Here is a 19,452-nt window from a genome sequence, read left to right on the forward strand (position 1 = left end):
TCAGGCGTCGTCGCGCATCCCTTGCCGGCGACGTGCCTTGTTGCGCCGATAGCGCCGTACCAGCGCCAGCCAGCCGGCAGCCACCAGCATCGCGGCAAGCGTCACCCCCTGCCAAGGTCTCGCCTCATCCCCCAGCACGGTTTCCAGCGTGATGATCAGGATGAAGCCCGCCGCCTGGCTGGCGATGGCCATTCGTCGCAGGCCGTCTCGTTGACTTGTTCCCGCCATGCCTCCTCCTCGAGCCCCGGAATGGACGCCGGCGCAGTGTAACGCCGTTGACCAGGCATGCCGAACCCTTCAGTGCTTAAGGCCGCCCCCGGTTTAGGCTAGAATGCGTCGCCCATTCGATCCGTTCCCGCAGCGTACACACGACCGAGGCACCATGAGCGATTTCTCTCCCGGCCAGCGTTGGATCAGCGACGGCGAAACCGAGCTCGGACTCGGCACCATCCTCACCGTCGATGCACGCAGCGTTACCGTGCTGTTCACCGCCAGTCAGGAAACCCGCACCTACAGCGCCCGCCAAGCCCCCCTGACCCGCGTCGTATTCGGGCCTGGCGATCGCATCGACACCGCCGACGGCGGACAACTGGCCGTCGAGCGCATCGAGGAGCGCGATGGGTGCGTGATCTATCATGGCCAGACCGACGACGGCGAGACCGTCTCGCTCAGCGAAGCCAAGCTCTCCGATAGCATGCGTTTCCACCAGGCCCAGGACCGCTTGCTGACCGGGCAGGTCGATCGCAACGACTGGTTCGAATTGCGCTACCGCTCGCTGCACCACCACCAGCGCATCGCCCGCAGTCCGGCGCTGGGGCTCGCGGGACCCCGTATCGATCTGATCCCGCACCAGCTGTACATCGCCGACGAGGTGTCACGGCGTCACGCGCCGCGGGTGCTGCTTGCCGACGAAGTCGGATTGGGCAAGACCATCGAAGCGGGCTTGATCCTGCATCGCCTGCTGTTGACCGGTCGCGTCGATCGCGCCCTGATCCTGGTGCCCTCCAGCCTGACGCACCAATGGTTGATCGAATTGCTGCGCCGTTTCTCGCTGTCGGTCACCCTGCTCGACGAGGCTCAGAGCGAGGCGTTCGACGAAGAGAACCCCTTCGAGAGCGGCCAGTGCATCCTGGCCAGCCAGGAGTGGCTGTTCGCCAACCCCCACCGGCAACGCCAGATCGAGGAGTGCCAGTGGGACCTGCTGATCGTCGACGAGGCACATCACCTCGACTGGTCGCCGCAGGCGGAAGGGCCGGGGTATGCCTGCATCGAGAGGCTCTCGGCGCGTATCGCGGGCCTTCTGCTGCTGACCGCGACGCCGGAGCAGATGGGGCTTGAGAGCCATTTCGCCCGACTGCGTCTGCTCGACCCAGACCGCTATCACGATCTGGAGCGTTTCCGTGAAGAGGAGGCTGGTTACACGGCCGTGGCGGCGGCGATCGAGGCCCTCGAGCAGCTACCGGGAGACGCCGCTGCTCGCGATCGCATCGGCGCCATCATCGACGACGGCGACAGCCGCGCGCTGCTCGAAACGTTGCTGAATCCCGAAAGCGATATCGATCAGCAGCAGAGCGCCCGACGCCAGCTGCGCGAACAGCTACTGGATCGCCATGGCACCGGCCGCGTCATGTTCCGCAACAGTCGGCGTCATGTGGGAGGGTTCCCCGAGCGTCACCTCCATGTCGCGTCGCTGCCGATGCCCGCGGCCTACTGTGACCAGTTTCTAGAGCTGCGCGAGGGTAATGACCATTTTGCCGCCCGCCTGACCGCTGCCGATCTGGGCACCCACGACGCCCGCCTGTATCCCGAAGTGGCATACCGCGCCCTGCACGATGACGCGATCCACGCTGACACGCCATGGTGGCAGTTCGACCCCAGGGTCGAATGGCTGATCGACCAGCTCGAAACACTGGGCAGCCAGCAGAAGGTTCTGGTGATCGCCCATCAACGTCAGACCGCGGTGAATCTGGCCGAGGCGATGCGAGTGCGAGCCGGCATCCAGGCGCCGGTCTTTCATGAAGAGATGAGTCTGGTCGAGCGCGACCGCGCGGCAGCCGCTTTCGCCGACGACGATAGCGGCTGCCAACTGCTGATCTGCTCGGAGATCGGCTCGGAGGGGCGTAACTTCCAGTTCTGCCACCATCTGGTGATGTTCGATCTGCCGTGGCACCCCGATCTCCTCGAGCAGCGCATCGGACGGCTCGACCGCATCGGCCAGCTGCACCCCATCGATATCCATGTTCCGGTGATCGACGGCAGCCCCTCCGAGGTTTTGCTGCGCTGGTATCGGGATGGCCTCGCTGCATTCGAGGCCCCGCACGCCGCGGGCGGTGACGTGCTCGAGGCCTTCGGCGACGCCCTGCGCGAAAGCCTCGACGACGGTCATGAAGAGAGTAACGGCCTGGATTCCCTGATCGAGGAGACTCGCGCCTTCAACGACGCCCGCCTCGCCGAGCGCGAAGCCGGTCGCAACCGTCTGCTGGAGTGGAATGCCTGCCGCCCCGAGCGGGCCGACGCGGTGATCAGCACGGTCGTGGAGCAGGACAACGACAGCGCCCTGCCGCGCTACGTCGACCAGGCGCTGGATGTGTTCGGCGTCGATGGGCGGGATCTCGGCAATGGGCTGATGCACCTCACCCCGGGGGCGCACATGATCGACAGCCTTCCCGGCCTGGCCCAGGGCGACGAGGGGTTCACCGTCACCTACTCGCGGACTAGAGCCCTGGCACGCGACGATATCCAGCGTCTTTCCTGGGAACACCCGCTGGTCATGACCGTGATGGAGCGCGTGCTCGACTCCAGCCTCGGCAACACCGCGCTCGCCCTGCTCAAGCATCCCAGCATCCCCGGCGGCAGACTGATGCTCGAGCTGATCTATCGCACCCACTGCCCGGCGCCGCGCAGACTGCAGTTGGGGCGCTTCCTGCCGGATACCGGGATCCGCGTTCTGCTCGACGAGAGCGGTACCAATCTGTCGGACAAGGTCACGTTCAGCGGACTCTCCCGCAACCTCCAGCGGGTCAAGAAAGGCGTTGCCAGGGAGCTGCTGAAGTCGCGCCATGATCAGCTCCGGGAACTGCTGGCGGAAGGAGAGCGGGAAGCACGACGCGAGCTGCCGACGCTCGTCGAGCGCGCACAGCGGGAGATGCGGGAGACGCTGGACCTGGAACTCTCGCGGCTCAAGGCACTGTCGCAGCACAACGGCGCCATCCGCGACGATGAGCTACGTGCGATGAGCGACGAGCGGCACGCACTCGACACCGTCATCGAGAGCGCAACGCTGCGTCTCGATGCGGTGCGCGTGATCGTCACCGTCGACAAGGATGCACGCTAGGCGGCGCCCGCGACGCGCTGCCAGGAAAGCGGCAATCGCCACCCGCCGCTCAGCGGGAAACGATGGCCGCCAGCGCCTCGTCCAGGGTGGGATAGCGGAAGGTGAAACCGGCTTCCTGCAACCGTCGCGGCAGCATGCAGGCGCCGGTCAGCAGCAGTCGGGACATCTCTCCCAGCCCGAGCTTCAGGAGCGGGGCCGGAACGCATAGCGCTGCGGGGCGATGCAGATGGCGCCCCATCGCACGGGTGAATTCGGCATTGGTCACCGGGTTGGGCGCCGAGCCGTTGAAAGCCCCACTTAACGCGGAGTCCTCGAGCAGGAATTCGATCGCGCCGACCAGATCCTCGCGATGGATCCACGGCATGTACTGCCGCCCGCTGCCGAGACGTCCGCCCAACCCCGCCTTGAACGCCGGCATCATCTTGGCCAGCGTGCCGCCTCCGGCATCCAGCACCAGCCCGGTACGCAGGCAGACGACTCTCACCCCGAATGCTTCGGCCTTGACGGCTTCCGCTTCCCAGGCCCGACACAGGCGATGGGCGAACTCATCGTGAGGCGGGGTGTCCTCGGTCACTTCGCGGTCGCCCTGGTCGCCGTAGAACCCCATGGCCGAACCGGAGACGAGCACCCGGGGTGCCTGCCCCTGCTGCGCCAGACGCTCGCACAGCGCGACGACATCCCGTGTGGCGTGTCGCCGCGATTCGACCAGCCGCGTCTTCTGGGGATCGCTCCAGCGCCGGTCGGCGATCGGTTCGCCGGCCAGATTGACGATGGCCTCGGGCGAGGAGGATGCGAAATCCGTGGCATCGTCGCCAATGCGGACGTCATGGGGAAGCCGCTGGCGAGCCCGCTCGGGATCTCGGGAAACCACCATCACCTCATGGCCGGCCACCAGGGCCCGCTCGATCAACCGTCGTCCGACGAACCCCGTACCACCCGTGATCAACAAGCGCATGATCTTCACTCCCGGTCATACCGAAGTTGTACAATATTCACAGGTTAGCAGCCGGGGCGCTGGCATGCGCTCGTCGATGCCAATCTGCTCCCCTCCTGGACTGGAAGCGGCCTGACGCCATCCGCCCCGATGCTTCCGGCATGCGGTACCAGCGAAGTCCGCTGGCGAGCGACCTTCGAGGCGGCGGAGCAGGATCTCCCGCCGCAGGTCACCCAACCCGCCATGCTCGCCGCCCTGGAACCGAGCGAGCCCTGCCTCCCAACTCACTCGGAATCCGAACCGCCTAGCCGGCCCCCAAGGCATCGCCCGGCTCGTGCCCCTGCCGCCGTTCCTCGCAGCCTGCAGGAGCACGCTCCGGGCCAGCCCGAGCAGATCGCGCGGCGACATCCGACCTCTCTGGATTGGTCCGACTCGGCCGGCCAGCCTCCTGCGTAATTACGGCGCTCGACACCATCGACGAATCGCGAACATCGCTTGGTCAGCCGCCACGCATTGCATCGATGTTGTACAAAACACTTGAACCGTACAACATCTTCACCCATCCTTGGAACATCGAGACTACATCCATCGTCTCGTCACGACTCGTCGAAGTCATCGGCTGCGTGGCGACCGGCGCCCAACCAGGGTGACGGTGACAAGGCATCAGGGCATCATTGCACGTTGAAACCACTGCAAATTGAGAGGGTGCGGCCCCGACAGATGACCGCACCGATGTTCTGGACCGCTCTAGCCCGCGATGATGACTCGCTATATTGATATGGACCAACCCATTCGACGAGACGGCGCACGCAGAGACCTCATGGGAGGACTTGCATGACTTATCAGGCAATGGATTCCAGTGCCGCGCCGCTCTACCCGATTCGTGAAGTATCGCGACTCACTGGAGTCAACTCCGTCACGCTACGCGCCTGGGAGCGACGCTACGGCTTGATTCGCCCCCAGCGGACGCCGAAGGGCCATCGCCTTTACGGACGCAACGACATCGAGCGCGTGGAGCGCATTCTGCAATGGCTCAACCGGGGCGTCCCGGTCAGCCAGGTGCGCGAGCTGCTCGACCAGCCCGAGACCGTGGAGACGCCCGCTCCCCAGATGGGAGATTGGGCCAGCCAGCGTCAGCATGTGATTCAGGCCGTCGAAGCGCTGGACACCGGCCGACTGGAGGTGCTGTTCAATCAGAGCTTGTCGCTCTACCCGGTCGGCCTGTGCATCGCCGAGCTATGGCAGCCCGTCGTTTCCCAGCTCGAGGAACGCTGGGGAGACCAGTACGGCGCCACACTACAGCGCCGCCTGCTGGAATCCTTCTTGCGCACCCGCATCGGGACGCGAATCTACCATGCCAACCAGTTGAGCAACGCAGGTACGGTATTGGTAGCGCGGCTGCCGGATGACGATAGCGGATTCTGGTCCCTGTTGATGGGCCTGACGGCGTCGGCCTCGGGCTATCGCGTTCAGTTGATCGATGGAGAGATGCCGTTGAGCGAGTTTCCGCTCGCCGTCGAACGCCTCGACACCGAGGCGCTTCTGCTTGCCAGCGGCCACGCCGAGCGCAGCGACGTCATCCGCCGCCAGCTGCCGCGTCTGGCGGAACAGTGCGAGGCACCGGTGTGCCTGGTGGGCCCGGTGGCCCGCATTCGCGCCAGCGATCTCGAGAACACCGCCGTCGCCGTGCTGGGCGAAGACATGAGTCAGGCGTTGAGCCGGATGCGAGCGATGATCGACTCCCGCACCTGACTGGTAGCGCCGGCCGGGAGCTCGCCGACATGACCGGTACCGGGGGTGGCGGTGCCATTGCCACGCGGGCGGGCAGCACACGGCGCATGGATGCGCCGTCCATTTACCGGTAACAGGGAAGTGCCCATGTCAGCGACGCAACTGGTCTGGTTCCGCAATGACCTCAGGACTCTCGATCACACGGCGTTGAGCGCGGCGGCCATGAAAGGACCCGTGGTCGGCATCTATCTTGCCTGCAGGCAACAGTGGCGAAGCCATGGCCATGGCGCCAACAAGATATCGTTTCTGCATCGTGGCGTCATCGCGCTGGCGGAGGAGTTGAAAGCGCTCAACATTCCGCTGCTGTATCGCGATATCGATGATTTCGATGCCGCCCCCGGGACACTGCTGGAGGCGGCTCGTCGAGTCGACGCCCAGGCGCTCCATTTCAATCGTGAGTATCCCCTCGACGAGCAGCGACGTGACGAACGGGTAACCGACGAGTTCACCCAGGCAGGTCTTGCCCTCTTCGACTACACCGACCACATCGCCTTCGAGCCAGGCGAGCTGCTGACCGGTCAGGATGAGTACTACAAGGTCTTCACGCCGTTCTCCAGAGCCTGGCATCAGCGCGTCGGTGCCGATCAACTGGCGCTGCGCGACACGCCCCGGCGTCAGGCCAAGCTGGCCATCGCCAGTGACCGGATTCCGGCGCTCGCCGAGCGGGACCGCTCCAACATCGTCTCCCCTGCACCGTCGAAGATCCAGGAGGCACCCTGGCCGGCGGGCCAGGAAGCGGCCGCCGATCGTCTGGCCGATTTTTTGCGGCAGCGGGCGCGCCGCTACAACGACGATCGCGACTTTCCCGCCATTGCCGGTACCAGTGAACTCTCCGCCTACCTCGCTACCGGCATGATCTCTCACCGCCAGTGCCTGCAAGCGGTGATGGCCAACAACGGTGGCCACCTGGCCGATGGGGACGCCGGCCTGGCGAGCTGGACCAATGAACTGGTCTGGCGCGAGTTCTATCAGCATATCGCGGTAGGTTTTCCCCGCGTCTGCCGCCACCGGCCCTTCAAGCTCGAGACCGACAAGTTGAACTGGCGCCACAGCGACAAGGATTTCGCAGCGTGGTGCGAAGGCCGTACCGGCTTTCCGCTGGTCGATGCCGCGATGCGCCAACTGGTCGCCACCGGCTGGATGCACAACCGGCTACGCATGGTGACGGCGATGTTCCTGAGCAAGCACCTGCTGCTCGACTGGCGCCGCGGCGAGGCCTTCTTCATGGAGCATCTGGTGGATGGCGATTTCGCTTCCAACAACGGCGGCTGGCAGTGGGCCGCATCGACCGGTACCGATGCTTCGCCCTACTTCCGGATCTTCAACCCGACGACGCAGTCGCGGCGCTTCGATCCGGAGGCGACATTCATCGCCCAATGGCTTCCGGAGCTGGCCGATCTGCCGGCCAAGAACCGCCACGAACCCAGCGCGGAACAGCGCCACAAGACAGGCTATCCCCCGGCCATCGTCGACCACAAGTTCGCCAGAGAGCGGGCGCTCGAAGCGTTCAAGAATCTAGGCTGATACCGACACGACGCCAATCACGATTCAGGAAGCCTCCAATGACAGCACCCGAAGCGCCCACCATCGAATCGTTGACGCATTTCTGCACCCTCTTCCAGCCCCTGACGTCCAGCGGCTTGCCCGCCCTCGAAGAGTGCTACAGCGACGATGTCGATTTCGCCGACCCCCTGCATCGCCACGTCGGCCGCGACAACCTGATGGCCTATTACGCCGACCTGATGGAAGGCGTCCGCCACTGCCATTTCGAATTCCATGACCGCCAACTCCTCGGTGCCACCAGTTTTTTGACCTGGACCATGGAGTTGGCGCATCCAAGGTTGCGTGGCGGACGTAACATCAGCGTGGCTGGCTGCTCCCACCTGCAGTGGCAGGGTCAACGGGTCTGCCGTCATCGCGATTACTTCGACGTCGGGGCCATGCTCTACGAACACCTGCCCGTGGTGGGATGGATGGTCAAGGGCGTCAAGAAGCGGCTCTGAAGCATCGGCCACCACGACAGGCGATCGGTTTTTTCAAACCAAAGAGGAAGGGGCATGGCGAGTCTCTCGGGAACCCGGCGAATCTGGCTGACGGGGGCGACTTCGGGCATCGGCGAAGCCCTGGCCAAGCGGCTGCTCGCCGACGGTCATCGCGTCGCGTTGACCGCGCGCCGGGAAGAGGCGCTACGGCAGTTGGCGGAGGGATATGACAATGCGCTGGTGGTACCGGCCGATCTCACCGACCGTGACGCCACGCGTCGCGCCGGCAACGCCATCGACGATGCTTTCGGGGGTCTCGATATCGCCCTGCTCAATGCCGGCACCTGTGAATACCTCGATGTCGCCCGCTTCGATGTCGAGCTGGTCGGTAGAGTGTTCGCGACCAACTTCCACGGCACGCTCCATGCCATCGATGCTGCGCTACCCTTGCTGCGGCAAGCCAGGGGCGGCCAGCGGCGACCGATACTGGCGGGCGTTTCCAGCGCAGCCGCCTACCTGCCGCTGCCGCGTGCGGAAGCCTATGGCGCCTCCAAGGCAGCGGTATCCCATTTCCTCGAATCCCTGCGCCTCGACCTCGACGCCGAATCGATCGATGTCAGCGTGATTCATCCGGGCTTCGTCAAAACACCGCTGACCGAGCGCAACGACTTCTCGATGCCGATGCAGATCGAGGTGGATCAGGCCGCCGACTACATCATCGACGGTCTCGAGCGAGGTCGGTTGGACATCCACTTTCCGCGTCGCTTCACGTTTCTGGTCAAGACGCTGGGCATTCTGCCGCCGGCACTACGGCGACGCGTCGGCCTGCGCATCGCCAACCGCCGCCGGGGAGAGTCGGCATGACCCCGCCTCCGCAGTGGATCGCCGTGGTCGGCAGCGGCATCGCCGGCATGACCGCCGCCCACTATCTCTCCCGTCGCCATCACGTCTCGCTGTTCGAAGCCGACTCACGCCTGGGCGGCCACACAGCGACCTTCGATATCGATACCGGTGCCGAACGGCACGCCATCGATACCGGCTTCATCGTCTACAACGATCGTACCTATCCGCTCTTCGAGGCGCTAATGGCTTCGCTGGGCGTCCCGGGCCAGGCGACCGAGATGAGCTTCTCGGTCCACGAGAGCGACCGCGACTTCGAGTACAACGGCCACACCCTGACCAGCCTGTTCGCCCAGCGCCGCAACCTGTTGCGCCCGCGGTTCTATCGCCTGCTCAACGACATCGTCCGTTTCAACCGCCGGGCGACCCGTGATTTCCTGGCCGACCGCCTGTCGCCTTCACTGACCCTGGGCGACTATCTGGCCGGCGAGGATTACGGTGAAGATTTCCAGCGTCGCTACCTGCTGCCCATGGGCGGCGCCATCTGGTCCGCCAGCGAAGCTGGCATGCGTGACTTCCCGGCCCGCTTCTTCGTGCGTTTCTTCCATCATCACGGTCTGCTGTCGCTGACCGACCGCCCCCAGTGGCACACCATCAAGGGAGGCTCGCGAGCCTACATCGCCCCGCTCACCGAGCCCTATCGCGAACGCATCCATCTCTCGACCCCCATCGTCGGCCTGGCCCGGAACGACGACGGTATCAGCCTCCACACGACGGCCGGTGAACGGCGTTTCGACCAGGTCGTGCTCGCCTGCCACAGCGACCAGGCACTTTCCATTCTGGGCAACCAGGCGAGCCGTGCCGAGCGGGAGGTGTTGGGAGCCATCGGTTACCGTCGCAACAGCGTCGTGTTGCACACCGACACCGGCATGCTGCCGCGCCGCCGCCGGGCCTGGGCGAGCTGGAATTACCGCCTCGACGGCCGCGATGCAAAGGCGTGCGTACCCGTCACCTACAATATGAACATTCTCCAGCGGTTGAAAAGCGACACCACCTTCTGCGTAACGCTCAACGACGAGCAGAGCATCGACCCGGCCCGCGTGCTGGGCCGCTACGAGTACGCCCATCCTCAGTTCACGCTCGCCGCGCAGCAGGCCCAGGCTCGCCACGGCGAGATATCTGGTGCTTCCCGACGCACCCATTTCTGCGGCGCCTACTGGCGCAACGGTTTCCACGAAGACGGCGTGTGGAGCGCGCTGCGCGTGGTCGAAGCGATCAACGGCAGCCGACCGTCACCCGCAGCGACAGCGCCCGCGGCAGATCACCAGGAAGGGATGCCATGCCATTGAACGATGCCTGTCCCCACAGTCGTCTCGCCGTGGGCCATCTGCGCCACCGGCGCTTCCTGCCGCGCTGGCACGCCTTCGATTATCGCGTGTGGATGCTGTGGCTGGATCTCGATGAGCTGCCGGCGCTGCTGGCGCGAACGCCAGGTTTCGGCACTCGGCGTGGCGCGCTGGCCCGCTTTCGTCGCGAGGACTATCTGGCGCCGCATGACCTGCCGCTCGCCGACGCTGTCCGGGCGCGCCTCAGGGAGGAACTGGGCAGCGCTCCGACCGGCCCGATCCGCATGCTCAGCCAGGTCCGGCTGTTCGGCATGCTGTTCAATCCGTTGACGCTCTATTACGCCTACGATGACGAGGAGAGGCTTCAGGCGGTTCTCGGTGAAGTCACCAACACGCCATGGCGCGAGCGCCAGGTCTACGCCTGCCGGGTCGACCCGACGCGCCACACGCAGCAGGCCGCATTCGACAAGCGCCTGCACGTCTCGCCCTTCAATCCGATGCAAATGCGTTACCACTGGCGCTTCAACTCGCCGGACGCGCGCCTGCTGATGCACATGGAGACATGGCACCAGGACGCGCGCCATTTCGATGCCACGCTGACACTCACGCTCCAGCCAGCGACGCAAGGCGCGCTGGTGATGGAGCTGGTCAAGCATCCCGGCATGACGCTCAAGACCATCGTCACCATTCACTGGCAGGCGCTCAGACTCTGGCTCAAGCGCACGCCGATCCACGACCATCCCGGACGGGAGACTTCGTCATGACAGCCGCCCGATCACCCTCCACTCACCCCGCCGCGGACGCACCGAGGCTGTCACGCTGGCTGCGCCTCCGCATGCTCAAGGCGCTGGAAGACCTGGAGGGCGGCAGGCTGACGCTGCGCGAACGAGATAGCGTCCACCACTTGGGGCGTGGCGATACTGGCTCATCGACGGTCCATGTCGATATCACCATCCATGATCCGAACGTGTGGCGCCGCTTCGCCCTGGGCGGCACCGTCGGCGTCGCGGAAGCCTATATGGATGGCGCCTGGGAGGTCGACGATCTGGTCGGCCTGGTTCGTCTGTTCGCGCGCAACATCGAGCGCGTCAACGATGGCATGGAAAACGGCACCGCACGCCTGCGCCGCTGGGCCTTGACGGCGCTTCACGCTCTCCAGCGCAATACCACGCGGCGCTCTCGGCGCCATATCGCGGCCCACTACGATCTGGGCAACGAGCTGTTCGCGACGTTCCTGGATCGGGAGCACTGGATGTACTCGAGCGCGGTGTTTCCGCGCGCGGAGGCCACGCTGGAGGAGGCGTCGACACATAAGCTCGATCTCATTCTCGACAAGCTCGCGATCGAACCGCACCACCATCTGCTGGAGATCGGCACCGGGTGGGGCGGACTGGCGATCCACGCGGCCAGGACGCGAGGTTGCCGCGTCACCACCACCACCATCTCGGAAGAGCAGTACGCCTTTACCGCCGAACGTGTCCGCGAGGCCGGACTGGCGGACCGCGTCACTCTGCTGAAGGACGATTACCGGGACCTGGAGGGTCGCTTCGATCGGCTGGTCTCAGTGGAGATGGTGGAAGCCGTCGGTCATCAGTACCTGGGGACTTATTTCGCCTGCATCGACCGACTGCTGAAGCCGGACGGCCTGGCGCTGCTCCAGTGCATCACCATTCGCGATCAACGCTTCGAAACCGCCAAGCGCGAGATGGACTTCATCAAGCGCTATATCTTTCCGGGCGGCTTCCTGCCTTCCCATACGGCGCTGCTCAACGGACTGAGCCGGCACACCCAGCTCAATCTGCTCGACCTGGACGAGATCGGACTGCACTACGCCCGCACGCTGCGGGAATGGCGCCTGCGCTTCGAATCCCGTCTCGACGAGGTGCGTGCACTGGGCTACGACGAGCGCTTCATTCGCATGTGGCGCTACTATCTCTGTTACTGCGAAGGTGGCTTCCTGGAACGAACCATCGGCACCAGTCATCTGCTGCTGGCCAAACCGGAAGCCAGGCGCGCGCCCCTCACCGGTAGCGTGTAGCCGTCGACCGATGAGGGTCATGACCCGCGGTGGAGCGCTCGCCGTCAATACCCTGCTGTTCCAGGGCGGCTGGTTTCTCTGCGTGCTCGGCGGCTCGCCCTGGGCCATCGTCGCGACCCCACTCATCCTTCTCGTTCACTGGCGCTGGCTGGCACGGCCGGGCGAGTGGCGTTGGTGGCTGGGGTTGCTGCTGGTCGGCATCGTCGTCGATGGCAGCCTGGTCGTCGCCGGCGGCATCGAGATGGAAGGGAGTCTTCCCATCTGGCTATGGGCGCTCTGGCCGCTCTTCGCCACGACACTCCATCACTGCCTGTCCTGGCTGTGGCGCTACCGAATCCTGGCTATCACCTGCGGGGCCCTGGGCGGGCCGCTGAGCTATCTCTCGGGGGCGGCGCTGGCCGGAGTCGAGATTCGTTCCTGGGCGCTCGCTATCGAAGCGATCGTCTGGGCCGGTCTCTGCGCTGGCCTGGCTCAGCATCTCGGCAGTCGACGAGCGCCCGGGCACCGCCGACCGGCAGCCGGCTTGAGCCGGGACGACGCCGATCAGGAATAGACGCTGGTGACCGATTGGCGTAGTCGCGTTTCGACCTCGCCGGCAGGCTGCGGCCGCGCGTAGAGATATCCCTGCACATGGCGACATCCTCTTGCCAGCAGGAAATCGCGCTGCTCGGCGGTTTCCACGCCCTCGGCAATGACATCCAGGTTCAGGCCCTGCGCCATCGCCAGCACCGCCGAGGTGATCGCCGCGTCGGCGTGGTCGTGGGGCAGCGCACGAATGAACTCCCGGTCGAGCTTGAGCTTATCGACCGGTAGACGCTTGAGATAGGCCATCGACGAGTAGCCGGTACCAAAATCGTCGATGGCGATCTGCAGCCCTTCACGCCGCAGCGCTTCCAGCCGCGGCGAAATGTCGCCGGCGCGCTCGTCGAGAAGCACCGACTCGGTCAGCTCGAGGCCGAGCAGCCGCGCCGGCACCCGGTACTGGTTCAGCGTCGAGATCAAGTGGGCCTCGAGGTCGCCCTGAATCAGTTGCAGCGCCGACAGATTGACCCACACGGGCAGCACGCTCAGCCCCTGGCTTCGCCAGGTCGCCAGTTGGGCCACAGCCTGCTCGATGACCCAACTGCCCAGCGCGGGCATCAGCCCGTGGCGCTCGGCCAGCGGAATGAATTCGTTGGGCAGGATCAGGCCGTGTTCGGGATGGTGCCAGCGCAGCAACGCTTCCATTCCCACCATGCCGCCATCGTCGAGACGATGCTGGGTCTGGTAGTAGAGTTCGAGTTGCGCCCCCTGGGCCAGGGCCTGGCGCAGCTCATTGAGGATGATCAGGTGGCGGTCGGACTCGATCTCGAGGGAGGGGCGGAAACGCCGGTCATGGTTGCGCCCGTGTCGCTTGGCGCTGTAGAGGGCGGACTCGAGCCGCTGGAACAGGACGTTGGGGTCATTGCCGTCCTCGGGGGCGCGACAGCTGCCGATGGTCAAGCCCAGGTGCAGCGAGTTGTCGTCGATCTCGAAGGGTTCGCTCAGGTGATGGCGCAGGCTGGCAACCCACTTTTCGTGGTCGTCGAAGGTGGTGGTGCGGATGACCATGAACTCATCACCCCCCAGCCGCCCGACGATGCCACCGGCCACCTGCGCCGCCAAGCGCTGGCCGAAGCGCGACAGCAGACGATCCCCGCTATCGACGCCGAGACTGTCGTTGATCGCCTTGAAGGCGTCGATATCGACCAGTGCCAGATCCAGACCTTCTCCCGCGCGCAAGTGGCGCAGGCGCGAGGCCAGCAGATCGTGCAGGCGCCGCCGGTTGGGCAGGCCGGTCAGCGGATCTTCGAAGCCGATGCGACGAAGATCCTGTTCGCGCGCCTTGTGTCGGCTGATATCGGTGAACAGGCCGACGTAGTGGGACACCCGTCCCTTGCGATCATGGCAAGCCTGGACCCGCAGCCACTCGGGGTACTGGTCGCCATGCTTGCGCTGGTTCCAGACCTCGCCTTCCCAGCGACCGGTGGTCTTCAACGTCTGCCAATAGCGGTCGTAGAAGGCCTTGTCGTGGCGCCCGGAGGAGAGCGAAGAGGGGTTGAGCCCGCGAACCTCCTCGGGGGTATAGCCTGTGATCTGGGTAAAGGCAGGATTGACGGTGACAATGCGGTTGGCGGTGTCGGTGATCATCACGCCATCCGGCGACAGCTCGAGGGCCTGCTCGCTGAGGCGGCGACGCTGATGCTCCAGCCGAATCTGGCGCCAGACGTCGGCGACCCCCACCATGACCAGGGCCAGCGCCACCAGCCGCAGCGTCAGCAACGGCAATACGCTAGCGGCAGCCAGTGCCGCTAGGCCCAACCAGGTCAGCGGTCGATTCAGCGTGAAGGAAGGCCACATAAGATGTCGTTTATCGTCGTTATGGTTTGCCTGGCGGCTATCGGATAGATTCCGTTCCCGTCCCGCATCATGCCCCGGCGACGTTCGCCAGGGCAAGCGCCGCGGGGCCCATTGCACCCTGGTTCGCACGAGACTAGGCTTTGGCCGGCGTGCATTCAGCGTCCGCAGCCTTTAGACTGGCCGCGCCTCGGGATGACGAGGCAAACTCTTCTTCGATTCTCGGAACGATCCAGTGACCAGACAGCACTCTTTCAGCCAAGACGATCTGCTGAGATGCAGCCGGGGGGAACTGTTCGGCCCCGGCAACGCCCAACTGCCAGCGCCCAACATGCTGATGCTCGACCGCATCACGCAGATCAACGAGGATGGCGGCAAGTACCACAAGGGCGAGATCATCGCCGAGCTGGATATCCATCCCGACCTGTGGTTCTTCCAGTGCCATTTCCCGGGCGATCCGGTGATGCCGGGCTGCCTGGGCCTGGACGCCATGTGGCAGCTGGTGGGTTTTCACCTCGGCTGGCTGGGGAATCCCGGTCGCGGCCGGGCACTGGGCTGCGGCGAGGTCAAGTTCTCCGGACAGATCCTGCCGAGCGCCGGTCAGGTGTCGTACCACATCGAGATCAAGCGCGTGATCACGCGTCGCCTAGTGCTCGGCATCGCCGACGGCACGCTGTCGGTCGACGGCCAGGATATCTACCAGGCCAAGGACTTGCGCGTCGGTCTGTTCACTAACACTGAGAAATTCTGAGCGGGAGGCTTCCATGAAACGAGTGGTAGTCACCGGCCTGGGTATCGTTTCCTGTCTGGGCAACGACGCCCAACAGGTGCTCGACTCTCTGCGCCAGGGGCGTTCCGGCATTCGCTTCAAGCCGGAATATGCCGAACTCGGCTTTCGTAGCCAGGTCGCCGGTGTCGTCGACATCGACATCGAGTCTCTTGTCGATCGCAAGCAACTGCGCTTCATGGGGGACGCGGCGGCCTATGCCTATATCGCCATGCAGCAGGCGATCGACGATGCCGGGCTCGACGCCAGCGATATCTCCAATCCTCGCACCGGCCTGATCGCCGGCTCCGGCGGCGCATCCAGCGCCAACCAGGTCGAAGCGGCCGATGTGATGCGCGAGAAGGGCCTGCGCCGCGTCGGCCCTTACCGGGTCACCCGGACCATGGGCAGCACGGTTTCCGCCTGCCTGGCGACACCGTTCCAGATCAAGGGCGTCAACTACTCCATCTCCTCCGCCTGCGCCACCTCGGCGCACTGTATCGGCAGCGCCGTCGAGCAGATCCAGCTCGGTAAGCAGGATGTCGTGTTCGCCGGTGGCGGCGAAGAGGAGCACTGGACGCTGTCGTGCCTGTTCGATGCCATGGGCGCCTTGACCACGCACTACAACGACACGCCGGAAAAGGCCTCGCGTCCCTACGACGTGGACCGCGACGGATTCATCATCGCCGGCGGGGGGGGCATGCTGGTGATCGAGGAACTGGAGCACGCCAAGGCCCGCGGCGCCAGGATCTACGCAGAGGTCACCGGCTACGGTGCGACATCCGACGGTCACGACATGGTCGCCCCCTCCGGCGAAGGCGCGGCACGCTGCATGCGTCAGGCGCTCGCCGGGCTGGAAGGCAAGGTCGACTACGTCAACACCCACGGCACCTCGACGCCGGTGGGCGATGTCGCCGAACTCAAGGCGATCCGTGAGGTCTTCGGCGACAGCACGCCGGCAATGAGCTCGACCAAGTCGCTGACCGGTCACTCGCTGGGCGCCACCGGCGTCCAGGAAGCGATCTATTCGTTGCTGATGATGGAGAACCGCTTCATCTGCGCCTCGGCCAACATCGATACGCTCGACGAACAGGCCAGCGGGTTCGACATCGTCCGCCAGCGTCGTGACGACGTCGACATCCGGCGCGTGCTCTCCAACAGCTTCGGCTTCGGCGGCACCAATGCCTGCCTGGTGCTGGATCGCTACGAGAGCTGACCGCCGGCACGCTCGCTGTCGACGTAAAAGGCGCCCCGCGGGGCGCCTTTTTCATGGCCGGATTCACCGTTCAGGAGGGCAGTTCCGCCGGTGCGGCCTTGTCCGGCGAGGCTGGACGCGGCACCTCGGAAATCTCGTTCAGGGTGCTCTCGATCCACGCCTCCATTTCGGCCATTACCTCTTCGGGCTTGCGCCCCACCGTCTCGATCGGCTCACCCACCACGACATTGAGCACCCCCGGCTGCTTGACCCAGTGTCGTCCCCATCGCTCGCCGGCATTGTGCGCCACCGGCAATACCGGCACACCAGTGCGGCAGGCGATGACCGCACCGCTCTTGTTGAAACGGCGCCGCTGCCCTGGCGGGACCCGGGTCCCCTCGGGGAAGATCAGCACCGACAACCCCTCCTCCAGGCGCTGCTTGCCGTGGGAGAGCACCTGGCGCATGGCGGCCGACGGCTTCGAGCGATCCAGCGGGATCGGCCGCAGCAGTCGCACCCCCCAGCCAAACAGCGGGATGTTGAGCAGCTCTTTCTTGAGTACGGTGCAGATCGGCGTCTTGAGCAGTTGCAGGTAGACGGTTTCCCACTCGCTCTGGTGGTTGGCCAGCACCACACAGGGCCCTTCCGGCACACGTTCCCGCCCTGTCACCTGATAGCGAATGCCACAGGTCAGGGAGAGCCAGCCGACGATGAAACGGTTGTGCCAGTTGAACAGCCGAAAGCGCGAGCGTATCGGCAAGGCAAAGCCCACCGGCAGCATCAGCAATCCCGAGACCAGGATTGCCAGGAAGTAACCGATATAGAAGATGATGCTACGAAAGACTTTCATGTGCCGGCCGCTTCCTCTCTGCTGCGACGTTGATCGCCAGTGTCGACCTCATCGTGATCGGGATAGCGCTCCTGACACCACGCATCCAGCATCAGCCCGAGCTCCAGGCGCCAGGACTTCTGATGGATGCCGAAGACATCGAGTAGCCGACGACAGTTGAGTACACGCCGCAGCGGCGTGTCATGATGCTGGTCGAGCCCTTCCAGCCGGCCCAGCGTCGGCGACTCCCCCACGCCCGCCAGTCGCGTCTCCAGCTGTGTCCGTACCACCGAGCAGAAGGTGAAGACGCTGACCGGTTCCGTGCCGCAGAGGTGATAGGTACCCCAGGCGTTGGCGCCACTCTCGAGCTGCAGCAACACGCCCGTCAGGGCGCGGGCCACGGCCACGACGGAGGTCGGACAAACCACCAGGTCCCTGGCCGCCCTGACCGACTCGCCACGCATCAGCGCGTCGATCAATTCGCTCAGCCAGGCATCATCGCCCTCGCGTCCGAACAGCGGCCCCAGTCGCCATATCAGATGCCGCGGATGGCGGCGCACGAGCTCACCGACGGCGACCAGACGGCGCATCGCCTCGTCCCGTGGCCGGGGCAGGACATCCTCGTCGATGGGGACGTCGGCGCCATCCTCATACAGCGCATCGGAGACACACCAGACCAGCGGAATCTGCCGCGCTCGGCAGGCCGCCAGCAACGCCTCCACCCGGTCGGCATGGGCGTAGACCACCGCCGGCTCGCAGCGTCCCGGATCCGCCAACGGGGGCACGATCACGGCATCGGGCTCGACCACCGCCAGCGCCTCGACATCTCCCGTCGGCCACGAGACATAGTCGATATCACCGCGCTGTGCGGAGACGGCGTGCAACGCCCGGCTCAGGCAGTGCTCCGCCTGCAACACCAAACACTTCACGATGGCACCTCGGAACGCCTCATCGCTCTGGAATCCTTACTCTGCTGAGAACTACACTGCCCTGGCCGGTCCCGGACTATGATAGAAGACGCCTTGTCCGCTCGAAGCTCGATGACGGGGAAGTGCCGATCGTGACGGACACCGATAGTGGCAGACATCGATGCCCGCAGGAACCGCTCGACCATTCGCTCACCCATGGAGAGAGTCACCATGAACCAGGATGTCGCCGTCGCCTGGGAGATCGGCGCCGAACTCGGCGAAGGCCCCATCTGGTCCGACACCCTTCGCGCCCTGGTGTTCGTCGATATTCGACGGGCCAGGCTACACGTCTATCATCCCGAAGACGGCGAGCGTCGGAGCTGGGATCTCGAGGAGGCGTGCTGCTGGCTACTGCCTCGAGAAGGGGGCGGCTTCGTTGCCGGCCTGCGCTCCGGGGTTGTCGGACTCGAACTCGACGAGCGAGGGCCTCGCATCGGCAAGCGCCTGACGCCGATCGAATGGCTGCCGGCAGGCGACCGCCTCAACGACGCCGGCAGCGATACGCGCGGCCGCCTCTGGTTCGGCTCCATGGATGACGCCGAAAACGAGATCCGCGGCCATCTATTCCGCCTCGACAGCCGTGGCGTCACCCTGATGGACAGTAAGTATCATGTCACCAATGGCCCCGCCATCAGCCCGCACGGCGACACACTCTACCATAACGACAGCGCGCGCCAGACCGTGTTTGCCTTCGATCTCGACGCCGACGGCGAACTGTCGAACCGTCGCGAGCACATACGGTTGGCCCCGGGCGCAGGTTACCCGGACGGCATGACCTGCGATCGCGAGGGCGGGCTGTGGATCGCGCTGTGGGACGGCGGCCGTGTCGCCCGATTCCACGCCGATGGCTCGCTGGACCGGGAGATAGCCCTCCCCGTCTCACGCCCCACTTCCTGTATCTTCGGCGGCGACGCACTGGACCGGATGTTCGTCACCTCGGCGGCGACCGGCTGCCATGACGAGCCGCTGGCCGGTGCGCTGTTCGAGGTCGCCGTCGATATCGGCGGCATCGCCATCACACCGGTGATCCTGCCCAACGACCCGGCGCTGTAG

General features: G+C 65.2%; 17 protein-coding genes. 12 read left to right on the plus strand and 5 right to left on the minus strand.

What is annotated here, in order from left to right; translation table 11 throughout:
• Positions 1-228, minus strand: a complete 228-nt coding sequence (locus DOM54_RS16205; protein WP_110717340.1) for a hypothetical protein — start codon at positions 226-228, stop codon at positions 1-3.
• 154 nt (positions 229-382) lie between these two features.
• Between DOM54_RS16205 and rapA the strand changes: the two genes are divergently transcribed.
• The gene (gene rapA / locus DOM54_RS16210; RefSeq protein WP_110717341.1) at positions 383-3,334 is read left to right on the plus strand and encodes an RNA polymerase-associated protein RapA; all 2,952 of its coding nucleotides are present in this window, start codon (positions 383-385) and stop codon (positions 3,332-3,334) included.
• Between the two features lie 49 nt (positions 3,335-3,383).
• Here rapA and DOM54_RS16215 read toward each other — a convergent pair whose 3' ends face one another.
• On the minus strand, positions 3,384-4,289 hold the full coding sequence (locus DOM54_RS16215; RefSeq protein WP_110717343.1) for a TIGR01777 family oxidoreductase: 906 nt from the start codon (positions 4,287-4,289) through the stop codon (positions 3,384-3,386).
• Between the two features lie 813 nt (positions 4,290-5,102).
• On the opposite strand from DOM54_RS16215, the gene DOM54_RS16220 reads away from it, so the two are divergent.
• The 8 genes from DOM54_RS16220 to DOM54_RS16255 all read left to right on the plus strand — a co-directional run bounded on the left by DOM54_RS16220 (position 5,103) and on the right by DOM54_RS16255 (position 12,818).
• A complete protein-coding gene (locus DOM54_RS16220; protein ID WP_110710491.1) occupies positions 5,103-6,020 on the plus strand; it encodes a MerR family transcriptional regulator in 918 nt (305 codons plus the stop codon).
• 126 nt (positions 6,021-6,146) lie between these two features.
• Positions 6,147-7,583 (plus strand): deoxyribodipyrimidine photo-lyase, encoded by a 1,437-nt coding sequence (gene phrB / locus DOM54_RS16225; RefSeq protein ID WP_110717344.1) that lies wholly within the window; start codon positions 6,147-6,149, stop codon positions 7,581-7,583.
• A 38-nt stretch (positions 7,584-7,621) separates the two neighbouring features.
• Positions 7,622-8,062, plus strand: a complete 441-nt coding sequence (locus tag DOM54_RS16230) for a nuclear transport factor 2 family protein (protein WP_110717346.1) — start codon at positions 7,622-7,624, stop codon at positions 8,060-8,062.
• A gap of 54 nt (positions 8,063-8,116) precedes the next feature.
• A complete protein-coding gene (locus tag DOM54_RS16235; RefSeq protein ID WP_110717347.1) occupies positions 8,117-8,905 on the plus strand; it encodes an SDR family NAD(P)-dependent oxidoreductase in 789 nt (262 codons plus the stop codon).
• The gene (locus tag DOM54_RS16240; RefSeq protein ID WP_110717348.1) at positions 8,902-10,230 is read left to right on the plus strand and encodes an NAD(P)/FAD-dependent oxidoreductase; all 1,329 of its coding nucleotides are present in this window, start codon (positions 8,902-8,904) and stop codon (positions 10,228-10,230) included. Before DOM54_RS16235 ends, DOM54_RS16240 begins: the two co-directional genes overlap by 4 nt.
• Positions 10,221-10,991: a DUF1365 domain-containing protein gene (locus tag DOM54_RS16245; RefSeq protein ID WP_110717349.1), complete on the plus strand. Its 771-nt coding sequence runs from the start codon at positions 10,221-10,223 to the stop codon at positions 10,989-10,991. Before DOM54_RS16240 ends, DOM54_RS16245 begins: the two co-directional genes overlap by 10 nt.
• Positions 10,988-12,265 carry an SAM-dependent methyltransferase gene (locus tag DOM54_RS16250; protein WP_110717350.1) on the plus strand — a complete coding sequence of 426 codons (1,278 nt, stop codon included), beginning with the start codon at positions 10,988-10,990 and terminating at the stop codon, positions 12,263-12,265. The genes DOM54_RS16245 and DOM54_RS16250 overlap by 4 nt, the downstream gene beginning before the upstream one ends.
• A 19-nt stretch (positions 12,266-12,284) precedes the next feature.
• Complete coding sequence (locus DOM54_RS16255; protein ID WP_110717351.1) at positions 12,285-12,818, plus strand: DUF2878 domain-containing protein; 534 nt, start codon at positions 12,285-12,287, stop codon at positions 12,816-12,818.
• On the opposite strand, the gene DOM54_RS16260 is transcribed toward DOM54_RS16255, so the two are convergent.
• Positions 12,809-14,644, minus strand: a complete 1,836-nt coding sequence (locus tag DOM54_RS16260) for a putative bifunctional diguanylate cyclase/phosphodiesterase (RefSeq protein ID WP_110717352.1) — start codon at positions 14,642-14,644, stop codon at positions 12,809-12,811. The two genes, DOM54_RS16255 and DOM54_RS16260, sit on opposite strands and share 10 nt — an antisense overlap.
• A gap of 232 nt (positions 14,645-14,876) precedes the next feature.
• On the opposite strand from DOM54_RS16260, the gene fabA reads away from it, so the two are divergent.
• Together fabA and fabB are read left to right on the plus strand one after the other, a co-directional pair.
• Entirely contained in the window at positions 14,877-15,392 is a 516-nt protein-coding gene (gene fabA / locus DOM54_RS16265; RefSeq protein ID WP_110603352.1) for a 3-hydroxyacyl-[acyl-carrier-protein] dehydratase FabA, read from the plus strand.
• A 13-nt stretch (positions 15,393-15,405) separates the two neighbouring features.
• Positions 15,406-16,623: a beta-ketoacyl-ACP synthase I gene (gene fabB / locus DOM54_RS16270; RefSeq protein ID WP_110717354.1), complete on the plus strand. Its 1,218-nt coding sequence runs from the start codon at positions 15,406-15,408 to the stop codon at positions 16,621-16,623.
• 70 nt (positions 16,624-16,693) lie between these two features.
• Here the strand turns inward: fabB and DOM54_RS16275 are convergent, their stop codons facing one another.
• Positions 16,694-17,452: a lysophospholipid acyltransferase family protein gene (locus DOM54_RS16275; RefSeq protein WP_110717355.1), complete on the minus strand. Its 759-nt coding sequence runs from the start codon at positions 17,450-17,452 to the stop codon at positions 16,694-16,696.
• Entirely contained in the window at positions 17,449-18,360 is a 912-nt protein-coding gene (locus tag DOM54_RS16280) for a sugar nucleotide-binding protein (protein WP_110717356.1), read from the minus strand. The genes DOM54_RS16275 and DOM54_RS16280 overlap by 4 nt, the downstream gene beginning before the upstream one ends.
• A 210-nt stretch (positions 18,361-18,570) precedes the next feature.
• On the opposite strand from DOM54_RS16280, the gene DOM54_RS16285 reads away from it, so the two are divergent.
• Entirely contained in the window at positions 18,571-19,452 is an 882-nt protein-coding gene (locus tag DOM54_RS16285) for an SMP-30/gluconolactonase/LRE family protein (RefSeq protein WP_110717357.1), read from the plus strand.

Origin of the sequence: Salinicola acroporae (genome assembly GCF_003206615.1) — a bacterium.
GTDB lineage: Bacteria > Pseudomonadota > Gammaproteobacteria > Pseudomonadales > Halomonadaceae > Salinicola > Salinicola acroporae.

Coding starts and splice junctions, on each gene's coding strand:
- DOM54_RS16250 (WP_110717350.1), top strand. CDS start 10,988: ATGACAGCCGCCCGATCACCCTCCACTCACCCCGCCGCGGACGCACCG.
- phrB (WP_110717344.1), top strand. CDS start 6,147: ATGTCAGCGACGCAACTGGTCTGGTTCCGCAATGACCTCAGGACTCTC.
- DOM54_RS16275 (WP_110717355.1), bottom strand. CDS start 17,452: ATGAAAGTCTTTCGTAGCATCATCTTCTATATCGGTTACTTCCTGGCA.
- rapA (WP_110717341.1), top strand. CDS start 383: ATGAGCGATTTCTCTCCCGGCCAGCGTTGGATCAGCGACGGCGAAACC.
- DOM54_RS16205 (WP_110717340.1), bottom strand. CDS start 228: ATGGCGGGAACAAGTCAACGAGACGGCCTGCGACGAATGGCCATCGCC.
- DOM54_RS16235 (WP_110717347.1), top strand. CDS start 8,117: ATGGCGAGTCTCTCGGGAACCCGGCGAATCTGGCTGACGGGGGCGACT.
- DOM54_RS16285 (WP_110717357.1), top strand. CDS start 18,571: ATGAACCAGGATGTCGCCGTCGCCTGGGAGATCGGCGCCGAACTCGGC.
- fabB (WP_110717354.1), top strand. CDS start 15,406: ATGAAACGAGTGGTAGTCACCGGCCTGGGTATCGTTTCCTGTCTGGGC.
- DOM54_RS16230 (WP_110717346.1), top strand. CDS start 7,622: ATGACAGCACCCGAAGCGCCCACCATCGAATCGTTGACGCATTTCTGC.
- DOM54_RS16240 (WP_110717348.1), top strand. CDS start 8,902: ATGACCCCGCCTCCGCAGTGGATCGCCGTGGTCGGCAGCGGCATCGCC.
- DOM54_RS16220 (WP_110710491.1), top strand. CDS start 5,103: ATGACTTATCAGGCAATGGATTCCAGTGCCGCGCCGCTCTACCCGATT.
- DOM54_RS16215 (WP_110717343.1), bottom strand. CDS start 4,289: ATGCGCTTGTTGATCACGGGTGGTACGGGGTTCGTCGGACGACGGTTG.
- DOM54_RS16245 (WP_110717349.1), top strand. CDS start 10,221: ATGCCATTGAACGATGCCTGTCCCCACAGTCGTCTCGCCGTGGGCCAT.
- DOM54_RS16255 (WP_110717351.1), top strand. CDS start 12,285: ATGACCCGCGGTGGAGCGCTCGCCGTCAATACCCTGCTGTTCCAGGGC.
- DOM54_RS16260 (WP_110717352.1), bottom strand. CDS start 14,644: ATGTGGCCTTCCTTCACGCTGAATCGACCGCTGACCTGGTTGGGCCTA.